Origin of the sequence: Rothia sp. HMSC072B03 (assembly GCF_001809565.1) — a bacterium.
Classification (GTDB): Bacteria; Actinomycetota; Actinomycetes; order Actinomycetales; family Micrococcaceae; genus Rothia; species Rothia mucilaginosa_A.
The window spans coordinates 271,992-288,966 of the sequence record NZ_KV797970.1 but is presented as its reverse complement, the minus strand read 5'-3'; the positions used below and the strand labels follow the sequence as shown (position 1 = coordinate 288,966).

Genomic DNA, 16,975 nt, shown 5'->3' with positions numbered 1-16,975 from the left:
ATTATCGCCTCCAGCGTAGGAACCCCCGCACCCCGTGTATTCATAGGCAGAACTCTACCCAGAATTCACCGGCAGGATTCACTGGACTGTGAGGGCACATCCCGCGCTTAACACACAACGAACCCTCATTTAGGAACCCATGAAGGTACTCAAAAAAATCCCCCTAATCCTGTGGATTGTCATCGCAATTGGCGCGGGTGTGCTCATCGGTCTCTTCACCCCTGGAATGATTAGCGGCATCAATGACGCAACCGGCGCGGCCATCCCCACCGACCTCATTGTGCAGCTCTTCGTCTCCTTCTCGACCGTATTCAGCGCCTTCCTGAGCTTCGCGATTCCGCTGATTATTATCGGCTTCATCGTGCCCGGCATCGGTTCCCTCGCGCAGGGTGCAGGCAAGATGCTCGGCATCACCGTGGGTCTGGCATACCTCTCCAGCATCCTTGCTGGCTTCCTGGCACTGACCTGCGCACTGCTGCTCTACCCCATCATCTTGAAGGGTCAGCAGCTCGCCTCCTTCGATAACCCCGAGAACGCCCTCTCCACCGGTTACGTTTCCATTCAGCTGCCCCCGATTATGGGCGTGCTGAGCGCACTGATTCTCTCCTTCATCCTGGGCCTAGGCATTACCGCCCTGAAGACCCGTGCGATGCTGAACCTCTTTGAGGACTTCCAGGTCATCGTTGAGAAGATGCTCAGCTACGTGATTATCCCCCTGCTGCCCGTGCACATTGTGGGCGTGTTCGCGAACATGACCCTCGCCGGTCAGGTGGCAAAGATTCTGACCGTCTTCGTCTGGGTCTTCGCCATGATCTTCATCCTGCACTGGGTCACCCTAACCCTGCAGTACTCGGTGGCTGGCGCAGTCTCCCGCCGCAACCCCTTCAAGATGCTCAAGACCATGATGCCCGCGTACTTGACCGCAATCGGCACCCAGTCTTCGGCTGCGACCATCCCGGTGACCGTGCGTTCTGCGAAGAAGGCTGGCGTTTCTGCTCGCGTGGCTGACTTTGCAATCCCCCTGTGCGCAACCATTCACCTCTCCGGCTCCATGATTACCATTACCTCCTGCTCGGTGGCAGTGCTGTTCATGACCGGTCAGCACCCCGACTTTGGTTCATTGATTCCCATGATTCTGGTGCTCGGCGTGATGATGGTGGCAGCCCCCGGCGTTCCCGGCGGTGGCGTGATGACCGCAATCGGTCTGCTGCAGTCCATGCTTGGTTTCGATGCCTCCATGATTGCCCTGATGATTGCCCTGTACCTGGCTCAGGACTCCTTCGGCACCGCAACCAACGTGACCGGTGACGCGACCATCGCGGCCCTGACCGAGCGTATCTCCAAGGCAATCGGAGCGAACCCCGATAAGGAAATCCGCGACGAGGACATCGAAAAGGCAGAGGCCATCTCCGCCTAGCCATCCCCCGCTTGCATAACGTTTTCGGCCCCGTCTCCCCCCGTTCGGGAGGCGGGGCCGACGCGTACCCGCGGGCGCTCGCGAAAAACCACCCGCCCGAAGCACCAAACGCCGAGGGGTACACTGGAGACCATGACTGAAAACAACACGCAGCACGCACCCGTCCGGGCGGCGGCACCCACCACACTCACCCCCGAACAGATCAAAGCACAGCTGATTGAGACCGGCGTTCCCGAGCACCTGCACTCCTATTTCCCCCGCGGCATGGGCGAGCTTATCCCCGCCATGGGCATCAAGTTCCAGGAGCTGACCGCCGAGCGCGCCGTCGCCACCATGCCGGTTGCCGGCAACACCCAGCCTATCGGCCTGCTGCACGGCGGCGCGAACGTTGTGCTCGCCGAGACCCTCGGTTCGCTCGCATCCGGCGTGCACGGAGGCGAAGACCTCGTGGCCGTGGGTGTTGACATCAACGCAACCCACGTGCGCCCGGCGGTATCCGGTGTGGTCACCGCGACCTGCACCGCCGTCAAGCTGGGACGTACGCTGTGCATCCACACCATCGACATTGTGGATGAGCGCGGCCGCACCACCTGCACCGCGCGCATCACGAACATGCTCATTCCCCGCCCCAAGGCCTAAGCTAACAAGGCCTAAGCTAAGGTAGAGGGAACGACCCCGACGAAAGGACGACCATGGCCCGCGAGCGCACCCCCTATTTCAAGCGCTACCCCAAGATTGTGCGCGCCAAGCGCATTATTCTGCCCATCGCCATCGGCGTGATGCTGGTGTGCCTGGTGACCGCGATTAACAACCCGGGATCCTTCTGGTGGCTCGGCGTCATGCTGGGCACCATTGGCATGCTCTGGGCAGGTTCGCCCACCGCGCGTCCGCTCAACGGCCCGCAGGATTCCGACGACGAGCTCAACCGTTACCTGCGCTAATCGCCCGCCGCGACTCATAAGCGCAATCCGTCATAGGCAACGCAAGCGCCCCGTCCCTCAGCTTCTTCGTGAGGGGCGGGGCGCTTGTTAATGCTTTGCGTGTGTGTCGGCAAATCCGAATATTTGCCTATCTCTTTAGCCTGTCGTGCGTGCACTTTCGAGCTGGTTTCTCGTCGGTTGAGAAGTCTTCAAAAGCACGGTCAAAGGGGTGCTGACACGTATTCGTGCCTGGTTATCTCGCACATCGCGAAAGTCGTACACCGAATCGCTCTGCGATAAGTTGCGAGATGAGAACCGCTAAGCGGAGAGCTGCTTGATGATGGTGTCAGACACCTCGCGCATGGACAGTCGACGGTCCATGGAGGTCTTCTGAATCCAGCGGAATGCTTCCGGCTCGGTCAGGTTCATCTTGGTGATGAGCAGGGACTTGGCGCGGTCCACCAGCTTGCGGGTCTCGAACTGGTCGCGGATGGTGCCCACTTCCTTCTCGAGCGCACGAATCTGCTCGTAGCGGCTCATGGCCACCTCGATGGCCGGGATCAGGTCGTTGGGGGTGAAGGGCTTGACGACGTATGCCATAGCGCCCGCGTCCACGGCGCGGTCCACGAGTTCCTTCTGGCTGAAGGCAGTCAGCAGGACCACGGGGGCGATCTGTTCCTTCGCGATCTCCTCCGCAGCGGTGATGCCGTCCATGATCGGCATCTTGACGTCCATAAGAACCAGGTCGGGGCGGTGCTTCTGTGCGAGCTCGACGGCGGTCTTACCGTTATCGGTCTCGGCGACAACATCGAAACCCTGGTCCTTCAGAATTTCGACAATATCGAGGCGAATCAGTGCCTCGTCTTCTGCCACGACAACGGTGCGAGCCGGAGCCTGCTCCTCCGCCTGGTTCTGAGTGGTCAGCTCTGACATTACTCTATCTCCTTTATTAAATTTCAATCACCTCAAGTCTACAGGAGTAGACAAAAGTTCATCTACTACTGCCCGGGTTCTGCCGTGTGTTCTGTGGGCGTGACCTGTAGAGATGTAACACAACGTCCACATTTTGCACTAAATTGCATATTTTGTTTTATACTTCCAGTAGACCCTCATGGGACGGTCTGTGATATTCCCTCCGATGGCCAGAAGAGCGAGGCCGAAACCTGCGACAGCGACAGGCCTGCACACCTGCTCAAATGCACCCCACGCGGCCCATCTCACAGGTGTTCGCAGCCTTCCCCAGAAGGCCCTGACCTGCGATAACACCCGTCTGCGACAGGTACGCAAGTAATAAACCAAATATTTGTCCAGAAAGTCCCTCACCTGCACCCGGAGGTCGATAAACTGGAATGGATTATTCTCCTCGACTTCTCCGGCACTCGCATTTGACCGACCATACCCGCATACCCGGAGGGGACACATGTCAATCACCCGACAAACGCGAACCCTGTACTCCGACTTCGTTGAGTACAAGGAACTCGATCGCGCCACTCTATCATCGATTCACCCCGGAATCCTCGTCATCTTTGACTCCACCGCACTGGCCAGTCTCTACCAGTACCCCACTCGCACCAGCGACGAAATCATCCGTGCTTTCTCGCAGCTGCGCGGCCACGCATTCCTCCCCCACCAGGCACTCAAGGAATTCTGGGCGGCCCTAGACGGCGCCTCCCCCGTACCGGCGGCCGCCGATCGCGTTCGCTCCGCCCTCGCCTCCTTCAAAGAAACTCTCCCCGAAGAGAAGGGCTCGCCCTGGAGTGCCCTGCGCTCCGTCACCCACCAGCTGGACCACTCCATCGCCCAGATTATGAGGATTCTCGAGCCCACCACCGACACCGGTTCCATCAACGTGGCCCGCCGCGAAGATGACACGATTCTGCCGCGACTGAACCGCCTCTTCACCGGACGCGTGGGCGCGGCCCCCAGCCCGGAACGCTACAATCAGCAGCTCGCAGAGGCCGCGGAACAGGGCCACCCGCTTCTGCCCAGCGCCAATTTTGACGCCGATTTTGCGCTGTGGACCCAGTGCCTCGCCGAGGCTTCAACCCGGGTGAAGGGTACCGACTGCGTTTTCGTGACCGCCGGGGTGCGCGACCTGTGGTTGCGCAATAGCGCTGAGGTGCGCGCCGCGGCTGCCAGCGGCAAACCGATTCGTCAGCTCGCCAACCGCCAGCTGCTGCGCGAGTACGCGCAGACCACCGACGGCGGCGTGTTCCGTATTTACACGGTGGAGGAAATCCTCAAGCTCGCTTCGCGCCAGTACGGTGTGACGGTCAGCGATGCCACCTACCATGCGGTACGCGCCGAAGAACCCGTCGCCGTGTAAAGCCTCGGCATTGAGAATAATCAAACAACGCCACACCCACCACAGATAATCGCAAGAAGCCACATGTGTTCGCAACACATGTGGCTTCTTAGCGTCTGCCGGCTAGACGTTAGGCGTTAGCGGCCGCGACAGGCGGCAGGCAGGGGCACCAGGCAGGGTATCTGCTGGGCCAGAATATCTAAGGACGCAAAAACCTAGCTCTACTCCCCGCGACTGGCTCGGTAGAGCTCCGCGGCGCGTTCCTCCGAAGACTCGTCGTCGCCGAGCATCAGGTAGCACAGGTACAGGGTGAAGGCGGCGCGGGGGTCCTCAGCGAGCGCGCCGGTTCCTTCGCCGGGCCGGGTGCTGAAGACGATGACGTCGTGCGCCTGGGGCAGGGCGGCAATCAGGTGCGCGGCGGTTTCGTAGCCGTCCTGGTTGCCGGGCAGGACGAAGTTGCGCGGCTCCGGGTTCGTCTCGGTAGCGTTAGCATCGGCTCCTACTCGGGCGGCGGAAAAGTTAGCCTTGAGGACATCCTCAACACGGCGAATCTGCTCGGCATCGGGCAGGGCGCGGTCGGGCTCAGCCAGCGACGCATGGATGCCGCTCAGAGTCTCGTAGGGGTGCTCACCCGCGTAGTATCCGGCGGCAAGAGCGTAGCCGGTCAGCAGGCGTGCCTCGTCGGCTGTGAAGGTGCCGCGCGCCTCGCGCAGGGCGGGTAGCAGAAGCTCAGTCAGGAGCGGGTACAGGGACTCGGGGGCGTTCGCGATAGCCTCCTGCAGGTATTCGCCTGCCTCCGCGGTGGGCTCGGCGTTGAGCAGGGTCAGGAAAGCCTCATCGGTGCCAGCCCAGCAGCGGGCAATCAGCACAAGGGTTGCAACGAGTGCGAGAAGTTCACGGTAGTTACCCGAACGGTCGGCGCCGAAGGTGTCAGCAACAACGCGGGCGAGCATGCGGGCGGCAATGTTCTCGAGGATGAACTCGTCGTAGGGGTTGGTGCCGGGCCAGTTGGCGGGGTCGGGCAGATAGGTTTCGTCCAGGTAGCGCAGCACGGGCTCGAGGGGCGCGGGCGCGTCCGCGGCGAGGTCGGGGCAGCACTGCTCAACCCAGCCGTTCACGGTAGCCTCATCGGCGATTCCGGTAGCCTCAGCCAGCTGGGCGCGCGAAAGGCTGTACGGTGCAACGAGTTCGGCGAGGTCGTCACAGGCGCCGTTGGAACGGTAGGCGGGCTGGTAGTTGGCGCTGGGAAGAGTGCCAGGAAGAGTGCCGGGGAGGGTGCCGGGGAGGTTGCTGGCTGCCATGGTGGTTCCTTCGCTGAGGTTCGGGGTGAATTGGGTTGTATGGTGTGCGATGCTCGGTTGAGGGCCCGGTGCATCTTCTGATTTCAGAATATCCCAGAGCCTCGCATCGTGTGCTGCCCGTCGTCATTATGGGCTTCGGAGTGCTTTTTATCGCCTTCGCCATACCCTCCATCGACACATACAAGCACCCACCAGTTGTTAATGATAGAATCGCAGTGTATTATTTAGTTAATTTTTAAACAATATTTTTCAAAGGAGTTAATAATGTCCCACTCTCCCTATAGCAACAAGAAGGTCATGGAGGACTGGCTTAAAGACCTCGGGGTTTTGGATACTCTGGCCACTGCGGCAAAGATTATCCAGCTTGCGGCGAATAACCCGGACTACCCTGAACATGCACGGAACGCCAGCAAGGGCATGAACCACTACGAGCTTGTTGCTGAAAATCTTAATCGTGTCACCCTTACCGGTGATAAGTTTGTCTCATTTCAAAATGAACCTATCACTAAGAATCTCAACGCTTTGGCAACTGACCTTCCGCAGGAAGCATATCCGCTTCTCACTGCGTTGAGCCGTCGGCGTGGTCTTTACCGCAGTGATTCGTACAAGAACATGCCCTATTGGGAGGTCAGTACCTGTTGCTCCCTGGTAATGCAAAGCGCTAACCGCTTCGGTGGCATTGACAAGATTCGCTGGGAGAGCAGCACGAAAAAGCGAATTATTTCAGCAACGAATCACTACGTTCAGGACACTCTCGATATTCCGGGGTTGGATGATCTCGTCGAAGATTTGCCGTTGCGTCTCCCCATTTTGGTAGTAGCGTATAATATTTCCCCCGAAGGTGAACTCAAGGAGTTTGCCCTTGGTCTACCTGCTCCGGTCGAACGTCGCAACCAGAGCCCTTGGGTATGGACCATTGATGTACTCGATCATGCAGCATCGCCGAAATTCCTTGCCGCCATCGATTCCGCGCAGGAAGAAGTTCAGTCTACGACCCATCCTGAGGCCCCGGCAGTTCCTGACGCTCATGTTAAGCTGAAGAAGGCAGCCGAGTAGGAGCTGTTATGACTCATACACCACACTCTTTGTCCGCGAAAGCATTATGTCTGTACAAGATTCTTCCCCCATACTCTCCTTTGACCCAAGGAGGCTCACGTTAGCTCGAGAACTTCAAGGTGTCCGCAAGAGCGATTTGGCTAGGAGTCTTGGAGTTAGTGCTGTCACTATCACTCATTGGGAGTCGGGTAACCGAAACCCAACTAAAGATAATGTCTACGCACTAGCTCTGACTCTTGGCGTTGCTCCATCTTTTCTTGAAAGTCAGTTCTCAGAAGCCCCATTAATTTCTGGCGCACCTCACTTTAGGTCCTTACGCTCGACAACTCAGCTTAGCCGCAACCAGGCTCAAGCGTATACGCAGGTTGTCCAGGATGTTGTACATACAATGAATGAGTACGTCGATTTCCCGGACCTGGTACTTCCCAACATCTTGACTGATTCTGACCTTCCCGGTTCTGAGATTCCTCGTCTAGCAGCTGAGCAGGTTCGTAAAGATTGGGGTTTAGGAAATAAGCCTGTCCAACATGTTGTCCGCGCCATGGAGAACCATGGTATCGTCGTTGTCTTTGCACCATTCCATAGTGCAGCAATTGATGCATACTCCACTTTTGGTAGCGAGGCTCCAGTAGTAGTTCTGAACCCGACAAAGGGTGATTACTACCGTCAACGCTTTGATGCCGCCCATGAACTAGGCCACCTAGTAATGCATGCTGATGCTGATCCTGGTCATAAGGTTCTTGAGGCTCAGGCTCATGCATTTGCCGCAGAATTTTTGGCACCAAGTGCATGCATTCAGGATGAATTGCCTACAGTCATGAACGGTCAAGGCTGGATGAAGCTGAAGGAGCTTAAGGAATATTGGGGCATCAGTATGCAGGCTCTTTTGTATAGGGCTAAAGAACTGGGTCGCCTTTCAGACGATGCCTACCGAAACGCAATGGTTACCGTTTCTCGTAACGGATGGCGTTCCAAGGAACCAGGTCTTATTTCTTCTCTCGAAGAACCGTCCCTAATTCCTCACGCGATTAGTCTCATCGAGGAGTCAGGCATTCCAGTTGAGATATTGAGAGAGAAGTCGCGCGTACCTCAACATTATTTTGAAGTCATCACAGCGCGACGTCCTGTTCTACCAGTGAGCGTATAAACGGCAAAGCCTCGAGAGGGTGTAATTTCTACACTCCCTCGAGGCTTCTCTGTGCGTCCTCAAAATGTATCAGACCAATTCCGCCGAAAAGCCACATGTGTTTGAACACATGTGGCTTCTCGGCATAAAGGCGTAGAGGTAGAGGATATTAGTCCAGCAGCGCGTCCACGAATGCTTCCGGGTCGAACGGTGCCAGGTCGTCCGGGCCCTCGCCCAGGCCGATGAGCTTGACGGGAACGCCCAGCTCCTCCTGAATGGCCACGACGATACCGCCCTTCGCGGTGCCGTCCAGCTTGGTCAGCACGATACCGGTCACGTCCACGATCTCACCGAAGACCTTCGCCTGGATCATGCCGTTCTGGCCGGTCGTCGCGTCGATGACCAGGAGCACCTCGGTTACGGGGGCTTCCTTCTCAATCACACGCTTGATCTTACCGAGCTGGTCCATCAGGCCGGCCTTATTCTGCAGGCGGCCCGCGGTATCCACGAGCACGGTGTCGACGCCTTCCTCCTTGCCGGTCTTAACCGCATCAAAGGCGACCGAAGCGGGGTCGGCGCCTTCCTTCTCGGAACGCACCGTCTTCACGCCCACGCGGTCACCCCAGGTGGTCAGCTGCTCCGAAGCGGCGGCGCGGAAGGTATCGGCGGCGCCCAGAATCAGGGACTGACCGTCCGCAACCATCACGCGGGCAATCTTACCGACGGTCGTGGTCTTACCCACGCCGTTCACGCCAACGACCAGCACCACGCCGGGGTTGCCGTCGCTACCGGAGGTCTTCAGCTCGCGGTCCATGTCGGGGCCGACAATCTTCACGAGCTCCTCGCGAAGCATCTTCTTCACGGCGGCGGGGTTATTCGTGCCCTCAACGCGCACGCGCTTCTGCAGGGCCTCAACCAGGCGGGTGGTCGGCTCGGAACCCAGGTCAGCCAGCAGCAGGGTCTCCTCAACCTCGTCCCACACATCCTGGTCGATGCGGTCGCGAGACAGCAGGGAAAGCAGGCCCTGACCGAGCATATTGTTCGAGCGGGCCAGGCGGGCACGCAGACGAACCAGGCGACCCGCGGAGGGGTCGGGCATCTCAATTTCAATGGAGCGAGGTGCCGAACTCTCAGCTTCCGGTGCCGACTCTCCGGAGGCGGCGGCGGCCTCCTGGCGCAAAGACTGCAGGTTCGCGGTCTTCTTGGGTCGGCGCAGAACGGCGAAAAGCACACCGGCAATCACCAGTACGCCCAGCACAATCGCACAGATTATCATCATCGTTTCATTCACACTACTAGCTTACCGGCTTGGGAGGTTTCGTCGGTCTAGTTGACGCGCGTGCCCGGCCCGGCCCGGAGTAGACTGGACACTATTGAAGTTTTCTAACTGAGCGCAGCCGGCGTTTAGGGGTGGGGCCCCGCGGCTGCCTCAGCCCACACACACGAGGATGCGCATGAGGAAACCTGCCACAACACCGCCCGTTTTTGATCCACGCACAATCAACCCAAACCGCGTGCCGACCGGTCTGAAGGTTCTAATCGTTGCCTCGTTCATGATTGCGGTAGGTTTCGGCCTGGTCGCGCCGGTGCTGCCGAATTATGCGCAGAACTTTAACGCGACGGTTGCCATGGCGACGATGGTGGTTTCTGCGCTGGCGATTACGCGTCTGCTGTTTGCACCGACGGCGGGCAAGATTATTACCCGTTTCGGTGAACGTCCGGTGTACACGATTGGCATGCTAATCGTGTCCGTGACCTCGTTTATGATTGCCTTCGCCTGGGATTATTGGGCGCTGTTGGCCGCACGCGCGGTGGCCGGCATTGGCTCGGTCATGTTCACGGTCTCCGCGATGGGTCTGCTGGTGCGTCTCTCCCCTCCCCACATGCGCGGCCGTATTTCCGGTTATTACGCGACGGCGTTCCTGCTGGGCAACCTGCTGGGCCCGGTCATTGCGAGCGCCCTGGCTCCGTTTGGTCTGCGTGCGCCGTTTATCGTGTACGGTTTTTCGCTGCTGGTGGCGGGCCTGATTGTGTGGTTCTTGATGCCGTCGCAGGCGACCCTGGAGGCCGAGCGTGATGCGATTGCCGAGGCGGCGCGGCTGGCTGAGCGTAAGGGCACCGGGACTCTGCCGTCGGAGGCTCCCTCCCCCGCTTCTGACAGCGCCGAGCGCTCTGAGACTGAAGCTAATTCCCCCGCCCAGGCTATCCCTCCTGCCGAGGCACAGGCTGACGCCTCCGACAAGGCCGCCCACCCCGAGGCCGCCTCGGGTAGGAGCAACCTGCCGGCGATGACGGTTCGTGACGCGTTGAAGTTCACGAATTACCGCTCCGCTCTGGTTTCGAATTGGGCGATTGGCTGGTCGGTGTTCGGCGTGCAGTCCTCGATTATTCCGCTGGCCGCGGCATATTTGGCGACCGGCGGCGACATGTCGAACGCCGTGGCGGGTACTCTGCTGGCCTCGTTGGCGATGGCGACGAACTCGCTGGGCAACGCGCTGACGCAGACGTTCTCGGGCCGTTTCTCGGACCGTTTCGGCCGCCGTGTCATGGCCTTCTCCGGTCTACTGCTTTCGGGCTCTGCGGTGACTTTCATGGGCTTCGCGTCTGTGGCCTGGGTGTTTGTCTCGTTGACGGCGTGCCTGGGTATTGGTGCGGCGTTTATGGGCCCGTCGATTCAGGCCGCGGTTTCTGATGTGATTGGTACCCGCCGCAGCGGCGGCCAGGTGTTGGCGGTGTACCAGATGTGCAGCGATTTCGGCATGATTCTGGGCCCGCTGGTGGCCGGTCTCATCGCGGATGCGTGGGGCTTCGTCCCGGCGTTTGTGTTGAGCGGCTTGCTGCTGGTGGCGGCGGCCTTCACGTGGGCTCCGTTCCAGAAGGCTCGCTGGCCGAAGGATATTGCGGACGCCGACTACACGGGCCGCTAAGCACTCTATAACATGTGAAAAGCCGGTGTCTGCTGCGAAGCAGGCACCGGCTTTATGTCTATGTATCAGGTCTGTATACGGGAAGTAGATAAAAAATCCGACAGGATAACCCCAGAATCGGGTGAGCTAGCTGCAACACCCGACCCCAGACCAAGCCACCTATATATCCCCAACCCAAGGGGATGGCGCGTTACCTCTGAAACCCAGACCCAGATCAACCCCTTCTATCACCGACCCGAGGCAAGCTAACCGGAGAAGGTAACCACCTACCAACCCCTTCTATCACCAACCCGAGGGATAGGCGACCTAGAGGGCGTACCGGACACGCGAAGCGGGGGCTCCGTCCTCGAGGTGCCTCAGGCACCGATGAGGGGGCACTCCCCCGCAAGCGTGAACCGGTACAGCCTCTCAAGCCCTAACCCACAGAAGCCGCACTCCCCCGCGAGCGGCGTCCGGTACAACCTCTCCAAACAACTAACCCACAGGCTAGCGGGTCACAGGCACCTTGGAGAATTCGCGCACGGTACCTTCGGGGTCGCCGGAGCGAACCAGCGCTTCACCGATGAGGATTGCATCCGCACCGGCACCGGCGTAGGCTCGCACATCCTCGATACCTGCAACACCGGACTCGGCAACCTTAATCACCGAGTCGGGCAGGTGCGCGGCGAGGGATGCGTAGTGCTCGTTATTGACCTCAAGGGTCTTGAGGTTGCGCACGTTGATGCCCACAATCTTGGCGCCGATGCGCTGGGCGACCTCAATCTCTTCGGGGGTGTGGGTCTCGACCAGGGCGTTCATGCCGAGCGACTCGGTGAGTTCCAGGAACTCGCGCAGGGTCTTCTCGTCGAGGGCCGCGACGATGAGCAGCACCAGGTCGGCGCCGTGCGCGCGGGCCTCCCAAATCTGGTACTCGTCGACGGTGAAGTCCTTACGCAGCACGGGGATGTTCACGGCGGCGCGCACAGCGTCCAGGTCGGCGAGGGAGCCGTTGAAGCGGCGCTGTTCGGTGAGTACGGAGATCGCTGCGGCGCCACCTGCCTCGTAGCGGGCGGCGAGCGCGGCGGGGTCGGGGATTTCGCCGAGGGCGCCCTTGGAGGGTGAGGAGCGCTTCACCTCGGAGATAATACGTGCGGTCGAGCCGTTGCCGCCGCCGGGTACCTCACCGCGCAGGGAGGCGAGCGCGTCACGGGCGGGTGCGGCGGCGAGGGCTCGCTTCTTCATCTCCTCGAGGGGAACCTGCTGTACGCGGGCGGCGAGGTCTTCGCGGACGCCAACGATGATGTCGTCGAGAACGGTGCTCATGGTGTCTCCTTGGGTTACTGGGCGGCGTTGACGGCCGCGTCCGCGTCCAGCGGTGCCAGGCCGGAGGCGGTCAGCACGGCGCGCAGCGGGGCAGCGGACTTGTTGACGGTTTCGAGGGCTTCGGAATCGGGGTTGGAGTCCATCACGAGGCCCGCACCGGCCTGAACGTAGGCGGTGCCTTCCTTGAGTACGGCGGTGCGGATGGCGATGGCCATGTCCATGTTGCCGGCGAAGTCGAAGTAGCCGCATACGCCGCCGTAGACGCCGCGGCGGGTGGGTTCGTATTCGTCGATGAGTTGCATCGCGCGAGGCTTGGGCGCGCCGGAGAGAGTACCGGCGGGGAACGCGACGCGCAGCACGTCGTAGGCGCTGAACTGCGGGTCGAGTTCGGCGCTGACGGCGGAGGAAATGTGCATGATGTGGCTGAAACGCTCAATGATCATGAACTGGTCAACCGAGACGGTGCCGGGCTTGGCGATGCGCGAGAGGTCGTTGCGTGCCAGGTCGACGAGCATGAGGTGCTCGGAGCGTTCCTTTTCGTCGGCGAGCAGCTCCTCGGCCAGGGCCACGTCTTCCTCGCGGGTTGCGCCGCGCGGGCGGGAACCGGCGATGGGGTGGGTGCTGGCGATGCCGTGCTTGAGGGTAACGAGCGCCTCCGGGGAGGAGCCGACAATGTGGAACGGAGTTCCCTCAGCGTCGTCGAAGTTGAAGAGGTACATGTACGGCGAGGGGTTGGACTGGCGCAGCACGCGGTACACGTCGAGGGGGCGGGCGTCGGTCTGCGCCTCAAAGCGGCGCGAGAGCACGAGCTGGAAGACGTCGCCATCGATGATGTTCTTCTTGGAACGCGCGATGATGTCCTTGAAATCCTGGTCGCTCCAGGTGAGGGTGACGTCCTCGCGAACCTTGCGGTTGACCTCGTCCACGCCCGAGAGAATGGAGGTCGTGGCCGCGGCGCCGCACTGCAGGCGACGGAGCATACTGTGCAGGCGCGCGACGGCATCCTCGTAGGCGCCGTCGACGTTTTCGCTGGTGCCGTTGAAGTTAATGGCGTTGGCGACGAGCAGGACCGTGCCGTCCTGGTTGTCGTGAATGGCCATGTCGGAGACCATGTTGAGCGCGAACTCGGGTAGCTTCACGTCGTCGGCGGGCGGGTTGGGCAGGTTCTCCCAGTGGCGGACGACATCCCAGCCGAGGTATCCTACCAGGCCGGAGGTGAGCGGCGGCAGGCTCGGGTCGGGCTCGGTGTAGAGCATCTGCAGGGTCTTGGCGATGGCCTCCACGGGGTCGCCGTCGACGGGTGCGCCGGCGGGGGTACGGCCCTGCCAGTGGACGGCACCGTCAACGGTGGTGAGGGTCGAGCGGGAAGACGCGCCGATGAAGGAGTAACGTGCCCACGAAGCGGACTCACCCTCGGAGGAAAACGTGGCGGATTCGAGCAGGAAGGTGCCGTGGGCCGCTTCGACGGGCGCGCCCTGGTCGTCCTGGAGTACGAGGGAACGGTAGATGCCGATGGGGGTGAGCGAGTCGGCGAGGATTTTAATGTGGACGGGAATCACTCGGGTTCCGGCTGCACGGGCGCGGAATTCTTCGCGCGAGGGGGTGATGGTGCCCAAATCCTGCATTACTGTACTCCTTTGGGGTGGGGTGACGCCGGTGGTGCCGCGATGCGTCAGGGTAGGTGGCGGGTTCTGTGTTCAGTCTACCCGCGGGTGTTGATTCGTGTTGGCCCGCGGCAGGGACGATGCGGGCCGGCGCCTCCGAGCTTCAAGGGGTCCGGAGGCGCCAATCCGCGAACGCCGTGAAGCCGCCGAGGGCGGCCCCGCTACGGGGTAGACGTGCCGTTAGGCGAGGTTCTTGAGGGTTGCCGCGGTCTGCAGTGCGGCGGCGGTCGCCTCGTAGCCCTTGTCCTCGTTGGAGCCTTCCAGGCCTGCACGGTCGAGTGCCTGCTCCTCGTTATCGCAGGTGAGCACGCCGAAGCCGATGGGGCGGCCGGTCAGCACGGAAACGTCGGTCAGACCGCCGGTTGCGCCCTGGCAGACGTACTCGAAGTGCGGGGTGCCGCCGCGAATCACGACGCCGAGCGCGACGATGGCGTCGAACTTATCGGCGAGGCGAGTTGCGGCGACGGGCAGCTCAAAGGTGCCCGGAACGCGCACGAGGATGGGTTCAAGGCCGGCGTCGCGGGCGGCGCGCTGCGCGCCGTCAATCAGGCCGTCCATAACTCGGGTGTGCCAGCTGGCCGCGATAATGGCGAGCTTGAAGCCCTTGTAGTCTTCGGGGTTGAGGGAGGTGTCTGCTGCGCCGACGCCGCTCATGGTGTTCTCCTTTTGGTGGGTTGATTTGAAATAGTGGGGTGTCTGTTTTCCGGGGTTCGCAGGGTTGCTGGCCGGCCGAGTTAGGCACGCTCAAGCAGGTGACGCATGCGTTCCCGTTTGGTGTGCAGGTAGTGGGCGTTCTCAACTCGGGCGGGAATCTCGTCCGGGATCAGCTCGGTCACGCGCAAGCCGAGGCCTTCGAGGGCCTCCTGCTTGGCGGGGTTATTGGTGACCAGACGCATTTCGTGCACGCCGAGCTCCTGCAGAATCAGTGCCGCCTGCGAGTAGTCGCGCATGTCGCCGTCCAGGCCGAGGGCCAGGTTAGCGTCGAGGGTGTCGAGCCCGGCATCCTGCAGGGCGTAGGCGCGGAGCTTGTTAACCAGGCCGATGCCGCGCCCCTCGTGGTTACGCACATAGACGAGGTACCCGCCGGTGCGGCCGATAATGCGCAGGCCGTTCTCCAGCTGAGGTCCGCAATCGCAACGGAAGGAGCCGAAGATATCGCCGGTCGCACACTCGGAGTGGATGCGCACGGCGGGCACTCCCCCGCCCTCGTAGGGTACGGGGTTGCCGTCGCGGTCGAGGGCCCGGGCGCTGAGGTGCTCGGCGCCGTCCGCGAAACGCCAGGCGCGCAGACCGAAGAGGCCGTTCGGGGTGGGAACAGCAACCTCCTCGGTGCTTTCGACCAGCAGCGGGCTGGGGTTGGGCACCATGTCGAGGGGGCTGACTCGGTAGCTCTCCGCGAGACGCGCGGCCGTAGCGCGGGACTCGGCGCTCAGGCTCTCGGGGCCCGTTGCCTTCGCGGTCACCTGCTCGGCCGCGTTCATCGCGCCGCTCATGCGTTCTCCCCGGTCGGAGCGTTCTGTGCCACGTACTTGATGAGGTCCTCAATGGAAATCATGGGCAGGCCGTGCTCGGTTGCGAAGGCGCGCAGGGCATCAAAACGCATCATGGAGCCGTCGTCGTGCACGACCTCGGCGATGACGCCCACGCCGGATAGGCCCGCCGCGCGGGAGAGCTCCACGGCGGCCTCAGTGTGGCCGGGGCGCTGAGCCACGCCGCCGTCAACGGCGCGCAGCGGGAAGATGTGGCCGGGGCGGGTGATGTCCGCCGGACTGGAGGAGGCATCGGCAAGAATCTGCACGGTGCGTGCGCGGTCCGCCGCAGAGATGCCGGTGCTCACGCCGGAGGCCGCATCGCAGGAGACGGTGTAGGCGGTGCCCTTGGGATCCTCGTTGTTGGTGACCATGGGCGGCAGCTTCATCTCGTCGGCGCGCTTGTTGCTCATGGGGGCGCACACCACGCCGGAGGTGTAGCGAATCATGAAGCCCATCAGCTCGGGGGTTGCGTGCTCGGCGGCAAAGATAATGTCGCCCTCGTTCTCGCGGTCCTCGTCGTCCACCACGACCACGGCGCGGCCGGCGGCGATGGCGTCCACCGCGGTCTGCACGCCGTCGAGGACGCTTGCGGCGTCGGCGCGGCGGGCCGCAACCTGCTCAGAAGCAGTCTGAGGCGCGCCGGCGAAGGCGGTCAGGCGCTGCACGTACTTGGCGAGCGCATCGGTCTCGAGGTTCACGCTGTCGCCGACCTTGAGCGTGCCGAGGTTGGTTGCCTTCAGGGTTTCGGGAATCAGGCCGACCTCAAACCACGCGGGGCTCTCACCGGGGGCAGAAACGGCGGTGACGGTCAGGGACACGCCGGACACAGCGATGGAGCCCTTCTCCGCCAGCAGGGGTGCCAGCTCGGCGGGCAGGTTGAAACGCAGGGTGCTCCATGCCTCGTGCGCGGTGACGGAGGCGAGGGTACCGACCGCATCCACGTGACCCTGCACGACGTGACCGTCGAAGCGGCCACCGGCGGGCAGGCAACGCTCCAGGTTGACGGTGTCGCCGGGGTTCAGGTCGCCGAGGTTGGTGCGGCGCAGAGTCTCACCCATGGCGTAGGCGCGAAACTGGCCGGGCTGCAGCTGGTCGAGGTCGATAGCGGTGAGGCATACACCGTTGACGGCGAGGGAGCCGCCGTGGTCGAGGTCGGCGACGATGTCACCGGCGTTGAGGGTCAGGTAGGCTGCGTCGCTGCCTTCGATGGGGGTGATGGATTCTACGGTGCCGAGGGCGCCAATAATTCCGGTAAACATGTGTTTTCCTTTTCTCGCCGTATCCGCCGGTTGTCGTCGTTGAGGGTGACGGGCGGCGATGGTTTGCTCTACGTATAACTATACGTATTTTTCGAATATTCCCTGTAGTCGGATGCGGGACGTGCCAGTATGCGAACCCGGTAGCGTTCAGTGAAGCTACCAACGC

Annotated in this window: 15 protein-coding genes and 1 pseudogene; 8 read left to right on the top strand and 8 right to left on the bottom strand. The window is 61.6% G+C overall.

From position 1 onward, the window contains the following. Window positions 1-139: 139 nt before the first annotated feature. The 3 genes from HMPREF2630_RS07815 to HMPREF2630_RS07805 all read left to right on the top strand — a co-directional run bounded on the left by HMPREF2630_RS07815 (window position 140) and on the right by HMPREF2630_RS07805 (window position 2,358). Entirely contained in the window at window positions 140-1,417 is a 1,278-nt protein-coding gene (locus HMPREF2630_RS07815) for a dicarboxylate/amino acid:cation symporter (RefSeq protein WP_049342751.1), read from the top strand. A 132-nt stretch (window positions 1,418-1,549) separates the two neighbouring features. Next, window positions 1,550-2,056: a PaaI family thioesterase gene (locus HMPREF2630_RS07810; protein WP_049342752.1), complete on the top strand. Its 507-nt coding sequence runs from the start codon at window positions 1,550-1,552 to the stop codon at window positions 2,054-2,056. 53 nt (window positions 2,057-2,109) lie between these two features. Further along, window positions 2,110-2,358, top strand: a complete 249-nt coding sequence (locus tag HMPREF2630_RS07805; protein WP_049334096.1) for a hypothetical protein — start codon at window positions 2,110-2,112, stop codon at window positions 2,356-2,358. Window positions 2,359-2,655: 297 nt separating this feature from the next. On the opposite strand, the gene HMPREF2630_RS07800 is transcribed toward HMPREF2630_RS07805, so the two are convergent. Then, entirely contained in the window at window positions 2,656-3,270 is a 615-nt protein-coding gene (locus HMPREF2630_RS07800) for an ANTAR domain-containing response regulator (RefSeq protein WP_049334095.1), read from the bottom strand. A 487-nt stretch (window positions 3,271-3,757) separates the two neighbouring features. Between HMPREF2630_RS07800 and HMPREF2630_RS07795 the strand changes: the two genes are divergently transcribed. Then, a complete protein-coding gene (locus HMPREF2630_RS07795) occupies window positions 3,758-4,663 on the top strand; it encodes a PIN-like domain-containing protein (protein ID WP_049342753.1) in 906 nt (301 codons plus the stop codon). A gap of 200 nt (window positions 4,664-4,863) precedes the next feature. Here the strand turns inward: HMPREF2630_RS07795 and HMPREF2630_RS07790 are convergent, their stop codons facing one another. Then, window positions 4,864-5,943: a hypothetical protein gene (locus HMPREF2630_RS07790; protein WP_049342754.1), complete on the bottom strand. Its 1,080-nt coding sequence runs from the start codon at window positions 5,941-5,943 to the stop codon at window positions 4,864-4,866. A gap of 264 nt (window positions 5,944-6,207) precedes the next feature. Here HMPREF2630_RS07790 and HMPREF2630_RS07785 point away from each other — a divergent pair, with 264 nt between their 5' ends. The 3 genes and pseudogenes from HMPREF2630_RS07785 (at window position 6,208) to HMPREF2630_RS08985 (ending at window position 8,146) form a co-directional block, all read left to right on the top strand. Continuing rightward, a complete protein-coding gene (locus HMPREF2630_RS07785) occupies window positions 6,208-6,999 on the top strand; it encodes a hypothetical protein (RefSeq protein ID WP_049342755.1) in 792 nt (263 codons plus the stop codon). Window positions 7,000-7,045: 46 nt separating this feature from the next. Further along, a pseudogene (locus tag HMPREF2630_RS09485) lies at window positions 7,046-7,246 on the top strand (helix-turn-helix domain-containing protein); the annotation flags it as partial. A gap of 141 nt (window positions 7,247-7,387) precedes the next feature. Further along, complete coding sequence (locus HMPREF2630_RS08985) at window positions 7,388-8,146, top strand: ImmA/IrrE family metallo-endopeptidase (protein WP_239663095.1); 759 nt, start codon at window positions 7,388-7,390, stop codon at window positions 8,144-8,146. Window positions 8,147-8,294: 148 nt separating this feature from the next. Here HMPREF2630_RS08985 and ftsY read toward each other — a convergent pair whose 3' ends face one another. Further along, window positions 8,295-9,404 carry a signal recognition particle-docking protein FtsY gene (ftsY, locus tag HMPREF2630_RS07775; protein WP_049334093.1) on the bottom strand — a complete coding sequence of 370 codons (1,110 nt, stop codon included), beginning with the start codon at window positions 9,402-9,404 and terminating at the stop codon, window positions 8,295-8,297. 175 nt (window positions 9,405-9,579) lie between these two features. Here ftsY and HMPREF2630_RS07770 point away from each other — a divergent pair, with 175 nt between their 5' ends. Then, on the top strand, window positions 9,580-11,052 hold the full coding sequence (locus HMPREF2630_RS07770) for an MFS transporter (RefSeq protein WP_049342757.1): 1,473 nt from the start codon (window positions 9,580-9,582) through the stop codon (window positions 11,050-11,052). Window positions 11,053-11,538: 486 nt separating this feature from the next. On the opposite strand, the gene trpC is transcribed toward HMPREF2630_RS07770, so the two are convergent. The 5 genes from trpC to ribB form a co-directional block, all read right to left on the bottom strand. Further along, complete coding sequence (trpC, locus tag HMPREF2630_RS07765) at window positions 11,539-12,354, bottom strand: indole-3-glycerol phosphate synthase TrpC (RefSeq protein WP_049342758.1); 816 nt, start codon at window positions 12,352-12,354, stop codon at window positions 11,539-11,541. A 14-nt stretch (window positions 12,355-12,368) separates the two neighbouring features. After that, on the bottom strand, window positions 12,369-13,979 hold the full coding sequence (locus tag HMPREF2630_RS07760; RefSeq protein WP_070484272.1) for an anthranilate synthase component I: 1,611 nt from the start codon (window positions 13,977-13,979) through the stop codon (window positions 12,369-12,371). 219 nt (window positions 13,980-14,198) lie between these two features. Continuing rightward, window positions 14,199-14,672, bottom strand: coding sequence for a 6,7-dimethyl-8-ribityllumazine synthase (gene ribH / locus HMPREF2630_RS07755; RefSeq protein ID WP_049342760.1), 474 nt, complete (start codon window positions 14,670-14,672; stop codon window positions 14,199-14,201). Window positions 14,673-14,752: 80 nt separating this feature from the next. Next, complete coding sequence (locus tag HMPREF2630_RS07750; protein WP_143131615.1) at window positions 14,753-15,511, bottom strand: GTP cyclohydrolase II; 759 nt, start codon at window positions 15,509-15,511, stop codon at window positions 14,753-14,755. Beyond that, window positions 15,508-16,809 (bottom strand): 3,4-dihydroxy-2-butanone-4-phosphate synthase, encoded by a 1,302-nt coding sequence (gene ribB / locus HMPREF2630_RS07745; protein WP_070484269.1) that lies wholly within the window; start codon window positions 16,807-16,809, stop codon window positions 15,508-15,510. Before ribB ends, HMPREF2630_RS07750 begins: the two co-directional genes overlap by 4 nt. Window positions 16,810-16,975: the final 166 nt, after the last annotated feature.